The organism is Rufibacter sediminis, assembly GCF_014269285.1.
Classification (GTDB): domain Bacteria; phylum Bacteroidota; class Bacteroidia; order Cytophagales; family Hymenobacteraceae; genus Nibribacter; species Nibribacter sediminis.
Map to the genome: position 1 here is coordinate 122,306 of NZ_JACOAF010000021.1, position 15,224 is coordinate 137,529.

13 protein-coding genes are annotated in these 15,224 nt (G+C 52.2%); 7 read left to right on the plus strand and 6 right to left on the minus strand.

What is annotated here, in order from left to right; genetic code table 11:
• Window positions 1-172: 172 nt before the first annotated feature.
• Both H7U12_RS08790 and H7U12_RS22870 read left to right on the plus strand, forming a co-directional pair.
• Window positions 173-1,285, plus strand: coding sequence for an AI-2E family transporter (locus tag H7U12_RS08790; protein WP_186636115.1), 1,113 nt, complete (start codon window positions 173-175; stop codon window positions 1,283-1,285).
• A 417-nt stretch (window positions 1,286-1,702) separates the two neighbouring features.
• Window positions 1,703-3,124, plus strand: coding sequence for an exonuclease domain-containing protein (locus H7U12_RS22870; RefSeq protein ID WP_186636118.1), 1,422 nt, complete (start codon window positions 1,703-1,705; stop codon window positions 3,122-3,124).
• Window positions 3,125-3,154: 30 nt separating this feature from the next.
• Here H7U12_RS22870 and H7U12_RS08800 read toward each other — a convergent pair whose 3' ends face one another.
• Window positions 3,155-4,744 carry a hypothetical protein gene (locus H7U12_RS08800; RefSeq protein WP_186636120.1) on the minus strand — a complete coding sequence of 530 codons (1,590 nt, stop codon included), beginning with the start codon at window positions 4,742-4,744 and terminating at the stop codon, window positions 3,155-3,157.
• Window positions 4,745-4,901: 157 nt separating this feature from the next.
• Here H7U12_RS08800 and H7U12_RS08805 point away from each other — a divergent pair, with 157 nt between their 5' ends.
• Window positions 4,902-6,494, plus strand: a complete 1,593-nt coding sequence (locus H7U12_RS08805) for a hypothetical protein (protein WP_186636123.1) — start codon at window positions 4,902-4,904, stop codon at window positions 6,492-6,494.
• 212 nt (window positions 6,495-6,706) lie between these two features.
• On the opposite strand, the gene H7U12_RS08810 is transcribed toward H7U12_RS08805, so the two are convergent.
• Both H7U12_RS08810 and H7U12_RS08815 read right to left on the minus strand, forming a co-directional pair.
• The gene (locus tag H7U12_RS08810; protein ID WP_186636127.1) at window positions 6,707-7,228 is read right to left on the minus strand and encodes a GNAT family N-acetyltransferase; all 522 of its coding nucleotides are present in this window, start codon (window positions 7,226-7,228) and stop codon (window positions 6,707-6,709) included.
• 42 nt (window positions 7,229-7,270) lie between these two features.
• Window positions 7,271-8,350 carry a DNA topoisomerase IB gene (locus tag H7U12_RS08815; protein WP_186636130.1) on the minus strand — a complete coding sequence of 360 codons (1,080 nt, stop codon included), beginning with the start codon at window positions 8,348-8,350 and terminating at the stop codon, window positions 7,271-7,273.
• Between the two features lie 200 nt (window positions 8,351-8,550).
• Between H7U12_RS08815 and H7U12_RS08820 the strand changes: the two genes are divergently transcribed.
• Window positions 8,551-9,417, plus strand: coding sequence for a M48 family metalloprotease (locus H7U12_RS08820; protein WP_186636133.1), 867 nt, complete (start codon window positions 8,551-8,553; stop codon window positions 9,415-9,417).
• A 65-nt stretch (window positions 9,418-9,482) separates the two neighbouring features.
• Window positions 9,483-10,682 carry an App1 family protein gene (locus tag H7U12_RS08825; RefSeq protein WP_186636136.1) on the plus strand — a complete coding sequence of 400 codons (1,200 nt, stop codon included), beginning with the start codon at window positions 9,483-9,485 and terminating at the stop codon, window positions 10,680-10,682.
• Window positions 10,683-10,830: 148 nt separating this feature from the next.
• Here H7U12_RS08825 and H7U12_RS08830 read toward each other — a convergent pair whose 3' ends face one another.
• A complete protein-coding gene (locus tag H7U12_RS08830) occupies window positions 10,831-11,316 on the minus strand; it encodes a hypothetical protein (RefSeq protein WP_186636139.1) in 486 nt (161 codons plus the stop codon).
• A 253-nt stretch (window positions 11,317-11,569) separates the two neighbouring features.
• Window positions 11,570-12,301 (minus strand): monofunctional biosynthetic peptidoglycan transglycosylase, encoded by a 732-nt coding sequence (gene mtgA / locus H7U12_RS08835; RefSeq protein ID WP_186636143.1) that lies wholly within the window; start codon window positions 12,299-12,301, stop codon window positions 11,570-11,572.
• 121 nt (window positions 12,302-12,422) lie between these two features.
• Here mtgA and H7U12_RS08840 point away from each other — a divergent pair, with 121 nt between their 5' ends.
• Together H7U12_RS08840 and H7U12_RS08845 are read left to right on the plus strand one after the other, a co-directional pair.
• Window positions 12,423-13,058, plus strand: coding sequence for an LON peptidase substrate-binding domain-containing protein (locus H7U12_RS08840; RefSeq protein ID WP_186636146.1), 636 nt, complete (start codon window positions 12,423-12,425; stop codon window positions 13,056-13,058).
• Between the two features lie 14 nt (window positions 13,059-13,072).
• The gene (locus H7U12_RS08845) at window positions 13,073-14,323 is read left to right on the plus strand and encodes a metallophosphoesterase (protein WP_186636149.1); all 1,251 of its coding nucleotides are present in this window, start codon (window positions 13,073-13,075) and stop codon (window positions 14,321-14,323) included.
• Here the strand turns inward: H7U12_RS08845 and H7U12_RS08850 are convergent.
• Window positions 14,301-15,194 carry a diacylglycerol/lipid kinase family protein gene (locus H7U12_RS08850; protein WP_186636152.1) on the minus strand — a complete coding sequence of 298 codons (894 nt, stop codon included), beginning with the start codon at window positions 15,192-15,194 and terminating at the stop codon, window positions 14,301-14,303. The genes H7U12_RS08845 and H7U12_RS08850 overlap by 23 nt on opposite strands.
• Window positions 15,195-15,224 lie beyond the last annotated feature (30 nt).

Genomic DNA, 15,224 nt, shown 5'->3' on the forward strand with positions numbered 1-15,224 from the left:
TTCTATTTATCTGTAACCAAATATAGCGCTTTGCAGTTCATTCAGGAGACTTAATTTTGCTTAGAATTTTAGCTTTTCAGCTAGCCTTTTGGCTCTCAAGGATTTATTTTACTAATATCTTTAGCATTGCACTTTTAATTTTCTACGCTGCTTATCTGATTTACTTATAGATATGGACATAAAATTACCAGCTTACTTCAAGTACACGGTTATTCTACTTGGGCTTTTCTTGCTGCTGCATTTCCTGCAGACGTTCAGCCCGGTGCTCATTCCACTTTGCTTCGCCGGACTGTTCGCGCTGTTGCTGCTGCCCATGACCCGAGGGCTGGAAAAACGTCTTCCGCGGGCAATCTCGATCGTCGTGTCGCTGGTGGTGGTCATCATCATTCTGGGCCTCCTGATCTGGTTTTTATCGCACCAGATCAGCAACTTCTCTTCTGAGCTATCAGAGATCAACAGCAAACTGAGCCTGCTCCTCGCCAAGTTCCAGACGTTCCTGTTTGAGCGGTTTGGCATAAAACCCACCAATAAAAGCGAGTTCATGCAGAAAGCGCTGGGCAATGTCACCCAAACCGGCACCGCTTTCCTGGGAAGCACCATCTCGCTCACCACCGGAGCACTGACGGTGCTCTCGTTGATTCCCATTTATGTTTTCTGTATGCTGTACTACCGTGATCACCTGCGGCAATTTATGTTCCAGTTCATCACCAGAGACCGGCGGGAGCCGCTCATGGAAACCGTTGACAATATTCAGCGGGTGGTGCAGGGCTATCTGTCAGGGCTTTTGATTGTAATTCTGGTGGTATCGGTGCTGAACTCGGTGGGGCTGATGATCATGGGCGTGGAGTACGCCATCTTCTTCGGGGTGATGGCCGCCATCTTGACGGTGATTCCCTACATCGGGATCCTGATTGGGGCTTTGTTCCCGGCCTTGTTTGTGCTGGTGAACACCGGCTCTGCCGCCCAGATGCTGATCGTGATCGGGATCTTCGCGTTCGTGCAGTTCCTGGAAGGTAATTTCATCACGCCTTACGTGGTAGGATCGAAGGTGAGCATCAACCCGTTCGCGGCCATCGTGGCGCTGATTCTTGGCGGCGAGATCTGGGGCGCTCCCGGAATGATCTTGTCTATTCCTATCATTGCCATCCTGAAAGTGATCTTTGACGCCTATGAGCCACTGCAGCCCTTCGGGTTTCTGCTGAACGACGTGAAAAGCGGGCAGGAGGAAAACCGGTTCATCAAGCGGCTGAAGAGCCGACGAAACCAGCTGAAAGGCCCAGAGTAGGCCTAATATCTGGAAAACGGCCCTGAAACGAAATTGTGGCGACGTTCCCAAGCCCAGCAGAATCCCCAAGTTTTCATGATGGAGAATCACTTCCTCCTATGAAAACTCGGGGGTTTTCCTTTTCAGAGGAGACTGCGGCCGGAGCCGGTCACGAAAAGCGGCAATTTAGAATCTGCCATAGGATGCTAACAGCAAAGCTATTTAATTGACAAATCTGCACTCATCCGCTACACCTCACCTTCCCGAAACCAGAACTTGGCCGCTGTTTTTGCTAACCGGAACTGCAGTCGGCCGGATGGCTGTTTTAGGGCCGTTTTCCGGAAAAGACGCGAAAAGCACAGATGAAACGATCTTGCCGGTTTCTTGGTTCTAATAAAGTTAGCACAGTAGAACCATCATCCACCAAACCCTCAGCGCGTGTACGCTATCATTGATATTGAAACCACGGGTGGCCAGCCCTCCGAAGACCGGATTACCGAGATTGCGATTTTCATCCATGACGGCAACAAGGTGGTGGACCAGTTCCACTCCCTCATTAACCCGGGTCGGCCCATTCCATTCTTTATTTCCCAACTCACCGGCATCACCGACGAGATGGTGAAGGACGCGCCTAAGTTTCATGAAGTAGCTAAGCAGATTGTGCAGATCACCGAGGGCAACGTGTTTGTGGCCCACAACGTGCGCTTTGACTATTCCTTCGTGAAGAAGGAGTTCGCGGATCTGGGCTTCACCTTCCAGCGCAAGACCTTGTGCACCGTGCGGCTCAGCCGAAAGCTGATGCCGGGCCTTCCCTCCTACAGCTTGGGCAAGCTGTGCAAGAGCATCGACATCCCGTTGCAGATGCGGCACCGCGCCATCGGCGATGCCGAAGCTACCGCCATCCTTTTTGATCGTTTACTGAAAATCGATGAGAAAAAGGTAAACGACTCCCAGGACGATAAACTGCTGGAGCCCTCGGCCATTTCCAAGGAAATCAAGACCTCGCTGTTGCCGCCCGCCATTTCGCGGGACATGGTAGATGCCTTGCCGCTGGAGGCGGGCGTGTATTACTTCCATGATGAATCTGGCGAGATCATCTACGTGGGCAAAAGCAAGAGCATCCGGAAACGCATCATCCAGCACTTCAGCATCGATTTTAAAAGCAAGAAGTCCATTGAGTTCAAGAACCGCATCGCCAGCATCACCTATGAACGGACCGGCAGCGAATTGGTGGCTTTGCTGTTTGAATCAGACGAGATCAAGAAACGGAAACCATTCTACAACCGGGCCCAGCGCCGGAGCGTGTACCATTCGGGGATTTACTCTTATTATGACCAGGAAGGTTACCTGCGCCTCACGTTCCAGAAAGCTAAGACCGAAGTGCCGCCGCTGTTGACCATGTCCAATCAGTTTCAGGCCAAGAACTTTCTGTACAACCGGGTAGAGAAATACAACCTCTGCCAGAAAATGTGCGACCTGTACAAATCCAACGGGCCGTGCTTTGATTACCAGGTGCACCAATGCAAAGGCGCGTGCGTGGGCAAAGAATCGCCGGAGGAGTACAACCAGCGGGTGATGGAATCCATTGACGCGTTCAAGTACGACTATGACTCGTTTGTCATCATCGGGAAAGGACGGGAAACCGAGGAGAAGTCGGTGGTGGTGGTAGAGAATGGGCGTTACCTGGGTTTCGGGTACTTTGACGAGTCTTTCAGCGCCAGTTCCCTGGAAGACTTCAAGGGCGTGATCAAGTACTACAATGACAACAAAGACACGCAGCAGATCATCAGAGGCTACATGCGCACCAAGCACCAGGACAAACTGCTGGTTTTTTCCGCAGATCTGAACACGGCTCTTTAGGGCTCTTTTCCGGAAAACAGGCTCAAAACGTTAATGCAAGCGGTGCCGCAGAAGCCAACCAGCCCCGTTAAATTCCTCAGCGGCAGGCTTATAGTCCTTCTTCTTGATCTTTTTATGTTTGGGGTATTCGTTTCCGTCTTCTTCGTCATACAAATGAATTTTTGAGCCGGAGACTTGAAACGTTTCCTCCACTTGTAGACGGTCTGTTTCCTCGCCGCCGTACAGGTGCAGTTTTATCTTAGTCTTGCCTTTGCCTTTCAACACGAAGGTGTCTTCCTCGCCTAATCCGTAGATGGACAGGCTTTTGGTTTGAGCGGGCGAAAAGAACTTTTCATGCAGCAGGTTCCTTTGCATGTCTTTCTCAAAAGACCAATGCTGCACCAGCACGCTCCCATCTGCCTGAAACTCCAGCACAAACCGATCCTCGGCATCGGTGCCGGGCAACAACACCTCTTTATTCAGAAGCTGATAGAACGTAGCGGCGGCCTCAGCCAGATCATTACGGCGCGATTTCAACTTAGCGCTGAATTCCTTTTCTGAAAGCTCCCTGATTTGCGGAGGCCAGGTTTGCAGGGCCTGATCTATCACCTGATCGGTGAGTTTCTGCTGCAGTTCCAGGGCCGCTTGCCTGAAGTCTTCTTCGGTGAGGTACGCCAGCAGATAGGCATCCATCTGATACGAACTCCTGATCAATCCCTTCACGTTCTGGCCCACGATGGTTTTATCGAAACTTTGGTAATTCGGCTTGAAAACGCTCACCAATTTGGTAAGCACACCGTCATTGAACTTGAAGAACGCATGGTCCCGGTCGCGTGGAATGGGGGAAAAATGGGTCTGTCCCTTGTTTTCAGCAACCGCCCAGCGCCACTGGTCCTCGCGCCTACTCCAGTCACTGAGCCACATGTCAAACAGCCGGGAAAGCAGGTACCGTTTGGTGTCTACCTGGTACAGCGGGCTGGAGACCATTTTTCCAAAGGCTTTCTTTGAGCTGAAAATGTCCTGCGGGGTACCAAAGCTTTCCAGTTGGTCCCAGTTGCCATCGGGGCGTTCCTCCAGCAACATGAGCATGTGCGCGAAATCTTTCCTGAACTCGCCCAGGGCGGGATCATCGGCTAAGTACACTAGTTGGGGGTTGGTATGGTACACGCCGGCCGCGGAAGCCAGGGCCGGTACAATGAAAGCGCCGTAAGGATGGATGACGCTGGTCTGGTCCCGCATCAAGCTGGCGACAAACGATTTCTGCAGCCCTTTGGGCAAGGCTTTCGAGGGATCTTTGTCAATGGAGCGCAGCACGTACTCCCGTCCGGCCGCATCTACCAACCGCAGGTTTTTCGTCTGGAAGCTGCCTCCCTCCTTTACCGGCGTCACGCCTCCCTTAAACTGGCTGATCCAAAGCAGCGGCACCTCTACGGGCTCGGCCCATACCTGACGGTAGTGTCGCCCCCACCAGAACCGATGAAAAGAACTTCTCAGATAGTGTTCGCCCGCTGAAACCGTCACGCTGGAATCAGAGCGTTGCGAGAAAGCCAACACGGGCTGTATCAGAAACAACAGAAGGAACCACCAGCTAGCAGGGCGTAAACGGCTGTTGCTATTGGAGTAGGTAGTAGATGGAGCCATAGATGCGTATTTATACCTAAAAATCTGCTTCTATGTTCTACTTCCAGAGACAAGAGACAGCTAAAGAATTGAGACAAAGCAATGTAGCTCTGGCTGCCTTGGCGGCGCACAACTTTTGTGGTACAATTTCTGTATGGCAAAGAATTATTCTTCATCTATGCGGAAACTACTGACCCTCTCCTTCTCCGTTGCTCTGCTCAGTTACGGCTGTGCCAAGAAAGACTATTTCCAATCTTCTGCCTTGGTAGGTGCCGTGGAGCAGGAACGCAACGCGAAGTGGGATTCAGCGGAAGTGGTGGCGGGGAGACATTACCAGAAAGGCTTTCTGCATAATGTCTTCTGGGGAAAGCACTACCGGGCTGTGTGGGCGCAGCCGGTGACGTTGCCCGTGCTGGACATCAATAAAATGCATGGCGGCCTCAGCCCCGAGAAACTTGGTGGCGGCTTCCAGACCACCAGCCTCACCCTGGAAAACGAAAACGGGAAGCAGTACGCTCTCCGCTCTGTAGACAAAGATCCGCAAGGCATCCTACCTGGCGGTTTACGCAAGACGTTTGTGGCTAATCTGCTGAGGGACCAGACCTCGGCCGCTCACCCGTATGGGGCCGTGGTGGTATCTGGCCTGGCCGCTGGCGCGAAGATTCACCACAGCCATCCGCGTTACGTGTACGTTCCTAAAAACGAGCAAGGGCTAGGCAAAAACTCCTCTGACTTTCAGGACAAAGTATTCCTACTGGAAGAGAAATACGAAGGCAAAGAGTCGATCACCAGTTACTTAGGTAAAGCCAAAAACCTGGTCGATTCTGAGGAATTCCTCAAAAAACGATTCACCCAGCACTCCCATCTACCCGATCAGTTGTCATTTGCCAAAGCACGGCTCTTTGATGTCTTGATTGGCGATTGGGACCGGCACGAGGGCCAGTGGCAATGGGCGGTGTACGACACCAGCAACGTCACCACTTACACTCCCGTGCCCAAAGACCGCGACCAGGCATTTTTCAAGTTCGATGACGGGTTGGTGCCTTGGCTCTTCAGCAGAAGCTGGGCTCCGCTGAAAAAAATGAAGACCTTTCACTCCCGCGTTTCTTCCAGCAAAGGCTATCTGCAAAACGCACAATTCATCGATGAGCGCTGCCTGAACGAAGTGACGCAGGAACAATGGCAACAATTGGCCAACCAACTACAAATCCAACTTACCGACAGTGTGATCGCCGCCTCGGTGGAAAGTCTCCCCACGCAAGTGTACGCGCTTACGGGAAAGGAAATCCAGGCGAAACTGATGTCCAGACGGGCGCAGTTGCCCCAGTTAGCCGATGAACTTTACCGCCACCTCTCCAAGCATGTACTAGTGGCGGGCACCGATCAGAAGGAGAAGTTTATTGTGCAACGGCTCTCCAATGGTGATACCCGCGTCCTGGTTTCACAGCAACCCGAAAATGATAAGAAATCTCCCTTGCTGGTGTTTGACCGGGTTTTCAAGAAAACAGACACAAAATCCATCGCGCTCTACGGCTTAGCCGAAGAAGATGAGTTCATCCTGACCGGCCACGGAAAAAGTGGAATCAAAGTAGCCATTTACGGCGGAATGGGCGAAGACGAAGTCAAAGACGACTCCTTCGTGAGCGGGTGGGGCCGCAAAACCCGGGTGTATGACACCAAACAAGGCATCGAGGTAGAAAAAGGCAAAGAAACCCGCCTCAAGAAATCCCGCGACGTCAAAGTCCACGCCTTCGACCGGGAAGGGTTGTAATTGCAGATGTGTAGATTTGGAAATTTGGAGATGTGAAGATTTGGAGATGAGGAGATTTGTAGATTTGAAAATGAATATCAGTGCTTGCTGATTTTATTGCTGCTAGAGAATCTTTAAGTAGGATTTGCATATTCATCTTCACATCACCTAATCTCCAAATCTTCACATCTACAAATCTTCACATCACCTAATCTTCTAATCTAAAAAAAACTTCACATCACCAACTCCCTAACTTCCCGTTTCCACCAGGTGTTGTCCCGGCCTTGGGTGTCTCGGCTGAAGCCGTTTCGTTCCAGGATTTTCTCGGAGGCGGTGTTTCCAGTTTCGGTTTCGGCAATGACGGAGGAAATGTCTGGTCTTTTGAAACACCAAAGCAGCAGCCCCTCAATGGCTTCTGACATGATGCCCTGCTGCTGAAAATCGGGGTAGGTGCCGTAGCCAATCTCAACTTCGCCCGTTTCATCGGGTTCACCTTTAAAGCACAGATCTCCGGCCAGGGTTTGAGTGGCCTTCAGTTCAATGGTCCAGAGAGTGTAGAAGTAGTACTGCTCCCGGTGCAGTGGAATGAGCCGTAGGAAATAGTTTTCCAAGGCATCGGCTAAATCTGGGTCAATGGGTTTGGGGGTATAGCGCAGCCCCAATGACTTTTCCAGAGACCCGTTGTTGGCGGCGTACAGCTTCAGCTGCGCTTCTGTAAGCGGCTGAATTTTAAGTCTTTCGGTTTCTATGTACATCTCTCCCGCAAGTTTACGACAGAAAGATATTCAATAAATTAATTATTTGACATCTAACTTAATATCTTTCAACATCTTAATGACAAATTCTTCGGTTCTGGAGAGAAACGGATTTTCTTTGCGCTTTTTGGCATCGTGTTTCCGCAAGTAATCAATGAGTTTGTCTTGCTTGAAGAGATTGACCACTTCGGGGTGAATGTAGTACTTGTTGCAGACGCTGGGCGTGTTGCCTAATTCCTGGGCAACCATCTTGGCCGCGTCCTTCACCGATTTTTCTTTGGTGATGTCTGGGTTCTCGTCCAGGATCTGCTCCAGGCATTCCACCATGAGCACAGTCCCGCCCCAGGTCCTGAAATCCTTGGCGGTAAAATCCTCCTCACATAAACTGCGCAGGTATTCGTTCACATCGCCCGATTCAATGGGTTGGCGGTTGCCTTCTTCGTCATAGAATTGGAAGAGGTCATACCCGGGAATGTCCTGGCACTGTTTAACCAGGCGGGCCAAGCGGCGGTCTTTGATGCTGATCTCGTGCTTCACCCCTTTCTTGCCCACAAACTCCAGCCGCAGGTGATCGCCCTCCACTTTCACGTGCCGGTCGCGCAGGGTGGTCAGTCCGTACGATTGGTTTGACTTGGCGTACGAGCGGTTCCCGATCCGGATGAACGAGTTGTCCAGCAGCTCCACCACAATGGCCAGAATTTTGCGCTTCTCCAGTTTCTTCAATCGTAGGTCTTTCTCTACTTGTTTCCTGATTTCGGGCAGCGCCTTACCGAAAGCCATCATCCGCCCGAACTTGTTCAGGCTACGTGCCTTCTGCCAGTCTGGGTGGTAGATGTACTGCTTGCGTCCTTTGTCATCGCGGCCGGTGGCCTGGATGTGACCGTTGGCCGAGGGGCAGATCCAGACGTTGGTCCAGGCGGGCGGAATCACCAGTTTCTGGATACGGTCCAGCACTTTCTCGTCGGTGAGGGGTTCTCCCTTGGCGGTAGAATACGTGATCTTTTTACCTTTTATCTCGCGGGTGATGCCCGGCTTGGTGTCTGGGAAATAGCGTAAGCCGGCCTGTTCTGCGGAGGCAACCGCGTCTGCGTAGATTTCGTGCGGAGATAATTGGTTTTCCATGGGTTGGTAAAGGAAAGTTTCAGTCCTTTAACTTTTCCAGGACATAAAAGTTTTGTGATCTGTTTTGAGCCTGTTTTCAGGAAAACAGCCCTGAAACGCGCGGGAGAAAAACAGCCGGTTTGTAAATAAGAGGAAACCCGTTGCAAGCTGTGTCCTTTTAGTAAAGTTCACGTAGAACCCAATGACAAACGATAACCTCTATGCACACGACATTTTCCAGCCCGGTTTCTTTCCTGGGTAATCGGCTTCTTCTTTCCTTGCTGTTGCTGGTTTCTACCTTGCTGAGCAGCTGCGGCGGCGACAAAAACGGCGACACGGTGTTCTTCCCCATCGAGAATGATTTACAGTTGGGGCAACAGGTCTCGCAGCAGGTAGACTCCACCTACGGCAGCAAAGGACAGCTGCTGGACCGCAACTCCACTAATCCGCGCACCAGGGCCGCTTACGCGCACCTGGACAAGATTGTAGAACGCATTCTGGCCTCGGGCCAGGTGAGCTACCGCGAGGAATTTCCCTGGGACGTGAAGATCATCCATGACCCCGAAATTCAGAACGCGTTCGCCACGCCCGGCGGGCACATCTACGTCTTCACCGGCTTAATCAAGTACCTGGACTCTGAAGACCAACTGGCCGGCGTGCTGGGGCACGAGATTGCCCACGCCGATCAGCGGCACTCCGTGAAGCAATTGCAGAAACAGTACGGCATCTCGGTTATTTCAAGGCTGATTTTAGGAAACGACTCCGGAAACCTGGAGCGGATCTTCACGCAGGTGGGCGGCCAGCTGGTGGGCCTGAAATTCAGCCGGGACTATGAGCGCGAAGCCGATGAATTCTCGGTCAAATACCTGGGTGCCACTGATTTTTACGCCTGTGACGGCGCAGCCGGCTTCTTCCAGAAGATGCAGACGCTGGAAAGCCGCGGCACGCCGCCGGAATTTATCAGCACGCACCCCTCGCCCACCAACCGGGTGCAGGAGATCCAGGCGCAGGCCCGGCAACAAGGCTGCAAAACCGCCACGGCCGGCGGCACCAACTACCAGGAATTCAAGCGCAACCTGGGCTTATAGCCGCTTCTATATCCCAACCGGATGCTTCTGCGTAGAAATACGCAAAAACAAAACCCCAGCACCCCATGGCAAAGGACTTCAAGCAAGCGTTAGGCAAAGCAATTGAGCACGCGGATGATCAGTTTGATTTTTTCATGCAGCGGATCAGGAACCGGTTTGGCCTTTACAAACCCTTGCAGATTGTGGCCTATCGCAGCTATGGCACCGTGAACCGCTTGTATCTGAAAGGCCGGGTGCTGGCGAACAAAGGCATCACCTCGGCGGCTGACAATGACACCCTGCTGAAGAACCTGGTCAACATGTACCGCCGCTTTGAGAGCGATGAGGTGCGCGATGCCCAGATGCGCATTGTCTACCAAGATCAAGAGTACAACGTCTCCACCGACAAGGAAGGCTACTTCGTCATCAACCTGGAGCCTAAAACGCCTTTAAAGCCGGACGACATCTGGCACCCCATGGAAGTGGAGCTGGTCCACGCTGATATATCGTCATTTGAGCCGGGCATCAAAACCAAAGCCCATGTGCTGGTGCCTCCCGCCGACGCTGAGTACGGCATCATCTCTGACATTGACGATACCATTGTCCTCACCTCGGCCACGGACATCATCAAAATGTCACAGCAGACGTTCATGAACAACGCGCGTACCCGGCTGCCTTTTGCGGGAGTTTCGGCGTTTTACCGTTCCCTTCAGCTGGGCCGGAACGGGAAGCGCAACAACCCGTTTTTCTACGTGAGCAGCAGCCCCTGGAACATGTATGACCTGCTCCATGACTTTCTGGACATCAACGATATTCCGGCCGGGCCGCTTCTGCTGCGCGATTTCGGGCTAATGCAGAACAAGTTCTTCGGGGCGGATCACATGAGCCACAAGTTCAAGGAGATCCAGAACATCCTGCTCACCTACCCGCACCTGAACTTCGTGCTCATTGGCGACAGCGGGCAGCAAGACGCACCTATCTACAAAGAGGTGATCAACAAGTTTCCGGGACGGATTATCTGCGTGTACATCCGGGACGTGGAACTGCCCGATCGGGCGAAGATAGTGACCACCATTGCAGAGGAGCTGAAAGGAACCGTGGAGGTGCTTCTGGTGAAAGACACCGCCGCCGCCGCCCAACACGCCGCCGATACGGGTTTGATCTTCCACGAAGAAATTGAGAAAGTGCAGGAGCAGAAAGCGATTGACAAAAGCGACGCTCCCGGTACGGCCACGCAGCAAGCGCCCGCTCCCATCAGCAAAGACACCCGCAAGATCCAGGGCTAATCCAGACGGTTTCCTATAGGTTTACTCCTGATGAAGGAGAATGAAGGAGTGGTAAGCTGAACCCGTTTTGAGGCTGTTTTCAGGAAAATGGCCCCAAAACCCCGCAGATGGCAGAACGTTAAACTGACTGAAGAATCTCGTTTAAACGTTACCCCTGCTTGTCATACACAATGGCCCGGTACCGGAAGCGCCGACAGACGGAATTGAGTTGCTCGTTCAGGTCCAGGTACGTATAGAGGTTGTAATCCTCGAAGCCGTTTTTCCAGATATCGCTGCTGCCCGTGCCGTACGGGTTGTGGACACAGGTAGCTTGCCCTTTATCGTTGACGTAGATAAGGCCCCAGTTGGCCGGGAGATCTGCGGGCTGCACCAGGTCCTTGGGCACGCACAGAAACCGGAACCTTCCCATTCCTTTCTCGGGGTTGAGCCAGATTTCTTTGTTAATACTTTTCAGGTAATAGGGTTTGGAAACGTCTACCTTCACGGAAACACTTTTCGCGAAGGAACCCACCCCAATGACATCGGGGTAAAGTTCTGACTGCTCCACACTCACAAAATCTCTAAAGGCAATGGCGCAACCAGCTTCTTTCAGAACCCATTTATAAGCAATTTCTACAAGGTCTTTGTGCGTCACGAATGGTACTCTAATTTGTCTCTCAACTGCATGAAAAGTTAAATAACAGAATTCTTTTCAAATTTTCACCTCTTTCTTTCCATCAACCTTTCCGGCCCGCCGTATTTCTACCTTCACAAAGCAGCGCAAAACTACTCAAATCAGTTCTTCAGCGCTAACCTACGCGCCTGGGTTTCAAGGCTGTTTTCAGGAAAATGGCCTCAAAACTAATTTGGTGATGAGCGATGAAACTCATCTGCTCGCAACCAGCGGATTACTCAAGCCATTTCTTGATGTAAGTACTTCCGCCCAGGCTATTCATGTTCCGGACGATGTTCCGGCGCCGCCGAAGCGTGTAGCCCGAGGGTTTGGCGGCCGAGTAGCGGATGGGGTTGGGCAGGATAGCGGCCAATAACGCGGCCTGCTGCCGGGTGACCGCTTTGGGCGAGGTCTTGAAGTATTTCTGGCTGGCGGCGTGCACCCCAAACGTATGGTCCCCCATCTCAGCGATGTTCAGGTATACCTCCATGATGCGTTCCTTGCCCCAAAGCAGCTCTATCATAAACGTGAAATACATCTCCACCGCTTTCCTGAGGTAACTGCGGCCGTGCCAGAGAAACACGTTTTTGGCTACCTGCTGACTGATGGTACTTCCGCCCACGGTTTTCTTGCTGGACATGTTCCGCTGGAACGCCTGTTTGATGGCTTTGAAATCGAAGCCGTTATGGTTGATGAACAACTGGTCCTCGGCGGCGATCACCGCCAACGGCAACTGCACTGACATGTCTTCCAGCTCCACAAATTTGTACTGGACCTCGTCTATTTTCTGGGTTTTAGGCGAAGGCTCGGCTCGTTTGAGCAGCATGTGCAGGGTAGCCGGCGGATCTAGCCACCGGTAGGCAAGCACCCACAGCACCGATACCAGAAACAAGGTGATACAAAGCTTCAGGAAAAGCCAACGGGCATCTGCCCACGTAAAAGGAACCGATAACTGCTTTTTAGCCATAGATGAACCTGCGCTGGCCGCGCAAGAAAAGAATACGCCCGACAAAAATACAGAAATAGTGGCACCATCTGGAAAGCCTTTCTATATTAGAAGCGTGTACGTAGAGAATGAAGAGTAGTCCATGAGTAGATTTTTGCCCCTGTTCCCGCTGAACATCGTCGTCTTTCCAGGAGAAAAACTGAACCTGCATATTTTTGAACCCCGTTACCGGCAGCTCATCATGGAGTGCCAGACCAATGATACCACCTTCGGGATACCCGTTTACCTGGAGAATGGCCTGGGTGATTACGGCACTGAGATCAAAATCCTCAGCCTTGAGAAGAAATACCTGGGCGGCGAAATGGACATCAAAACCAAAGGGTTGGGCGTTTTCAAGATAAAGGAATTTCAGCGGCAGGTGCCAGGCCGGCTTTACTCCGGCGGAGAGGTGGAAGACCTGCCCCTCATCAGAGACGAGGACCCGTTTCAGCGCATCCAGATAGTAGAACTCCTGAAACAGCTCTACACCGCGCTGGGCATTCAGTCCCTGATGCTCAACTTGCCAGACAACTTTCAGTCTTATGACGTGGCGCATCATCTGGGGTTCTCCACGGAGCAGGAGTATGAATTGCTGCAATGCGCCAAAGAAAGCGACCGCCTGGAAATCATTCTGGCGCACCTCACCCGCGTTTTACCGGTGGTTTTGGAAACCGAGCGCCTAAAGGAACGGGTGAAACTCAACGGCCACTTCAAACACCTTATTCCGCCCAACTTTTAACCGGCCGGGAGAGTATGATAGATAGCTATCTTGGCATCTCCAGCACAATGCTCTATACCCTTGCCCTTCTCCTTCTGCTAGGTTTCAGCCTGTGGTTTACCTGGGCGTACCTCCGGGAGCGCAAATTCCGGAAAAAACCGTTCTATTCTTTAGCTGAAATTGGCTGGCGCACCAATCCGCCGCCGCCGGCAGACCAAAGAAGGCACTCCATTGCCATGGTGGGCGACGTGGGCAAGAATGGCTCCCTGGAAGACGATACTCTGTTACAAGCCGTGCAAAGCTGGTTAACCGAAGCGGGTGACAACAGCACCATTGTTTTTCTGGGCGATAATGTCTACCCCACCGGGTTGCCGCCCGTGGAGAGTTTTAGACATGCGGCGGCCGTGCAGCGGTTAGACCATCAATTAGCTCTCTTTGAGAACTACCAGGGAAAAGTCATTTACCTGAGCGGAAACCATGACTGGAACAAAGGTCGCCAGGACGGCTATTCCTTCGTGAAGCGCCAGGAGCAGTACATCACCGAGAAACTACAGGATACCACCGCCTACCTGCCAACCGGCGGCTGTTTAGGTCCGGTTACCTGGGAGATCAACGACCAGCTGTTGCTGCTGGTCATTAACACGCAATGGTGGGTGCAAAAGGGATACAGGCCGCTTGAAAAAGAACCTGGCCAGCCGTACCAGACCTCACGAGACTTCTACCCGGCTCTGCAAGCCTTGCTGGAGCAGAACAAACACCGGTTCATTGTGCTGGCGGCCCATCACCCGCTGTACAGCAATGCGCTGCACGGCGGAAAATTCACGGTGAAGCAGCACCTGTTCCCCCTCACTTTCATCCATAAAAAAGCGTTGATTCCGTTGCCGCTGGCGGGCTCCATCTTCCGGGTGTACCGCAAGTATCTGGGCATGCATGAAGACATGTCATTCCCGCCGTATCGGAAGTTCAGAAGAAGATTGCTCCGAATCCTGCACCAGTACAACTCCATTTTCTACGTGGCCGGCCATGACCACAACCTGCAGTACTTCCAGGTGAAAGACAACCATTACGCGGTGAGTGGCTCCGGGAGTAAAACCAATTTTGTGGCCAAAGGCGGCAAGGCCTCGTTCACGCATGAAAACAAAGGCTTCATGGTCTTGGATCAGTACACCGATGGTTCCATCTGGCTCCGGGTGATAGAGCCCGCCCTTGCCGTGGGAGAAGAGCCGCTGCTGGTATTTCAGAAATGCATTTACCAGGCTCCTGCTACTCCTGGGCTTCGGTCTTAGGTAAGACAACCCTGAGGCTCTGGTGCATGGCCTTGAACTCGATGCGTTCGCCTAATTCCTCGGGCTCTCCGTCAATCTGCGACACTTCACCGGAAGGATTAAGGATGGTGGCCGAACTGCAGCTGAACCGATGCGTGTAGACTGAGTCATCGATGGTATCGGTGTACAGCCGGTACAGAATGCCCAGGCTGGAGGCTTTGGGGAACGGCTCCAGCACGCAGATCTCAAAATTTCCGTCATTGATCACGCCGGTAGGATTAATAGCCGCATTGCTCCCGAAGGCCCGGGCGTTGGTAATGGTGATCATAAAGGCCTCGCCTTCAAAAATGGTATTGCCATCGTTCAGAATGGTGTACTTTTTGGGTTCATAGCCCATAAACTCCTGCATGGCAATCCAGGCGTAGGCTCCCGGTCCCCGGGTTTCACCGTTGCAAAATCGGTTCACCACCAAGGCATTGAACCCCAGGTCACACAGGTGAATAGAAAGAAGGCCGTTGATGTCCAGCGTGTCAATAGCTACAATTTTATGTTCCACCAGCAACTGCAGGGCCTCATCAAAGTTCTGTGGGATGCCTAAATCCTTTGACAAACCATTGCCCGAGCCCTGCGGAATTATCGCTAGTGCCACCTCGGTTTTGATGATCGATTTAGCCACTAAACTCACCGTTCCGTCCCCGCCTACGGCGCACACGATCTCGGGAGTCACCTCTCCTATTTTGGCCTTCAACTTTTCTTCATCCTGCTCACCGGTAGTTTTGAAGACCTCCGCCGCTACGTCGTGTTGTCGGCAGAAAGCCTTGAGGTCTTCTATCATTTCCTCTTTGTCTATGTCGCCGGAGATTGGGTTGATTACGAAAAGTATCTTAGCCATGACTTGTTACCTGATAAATTGTTGTTCTGT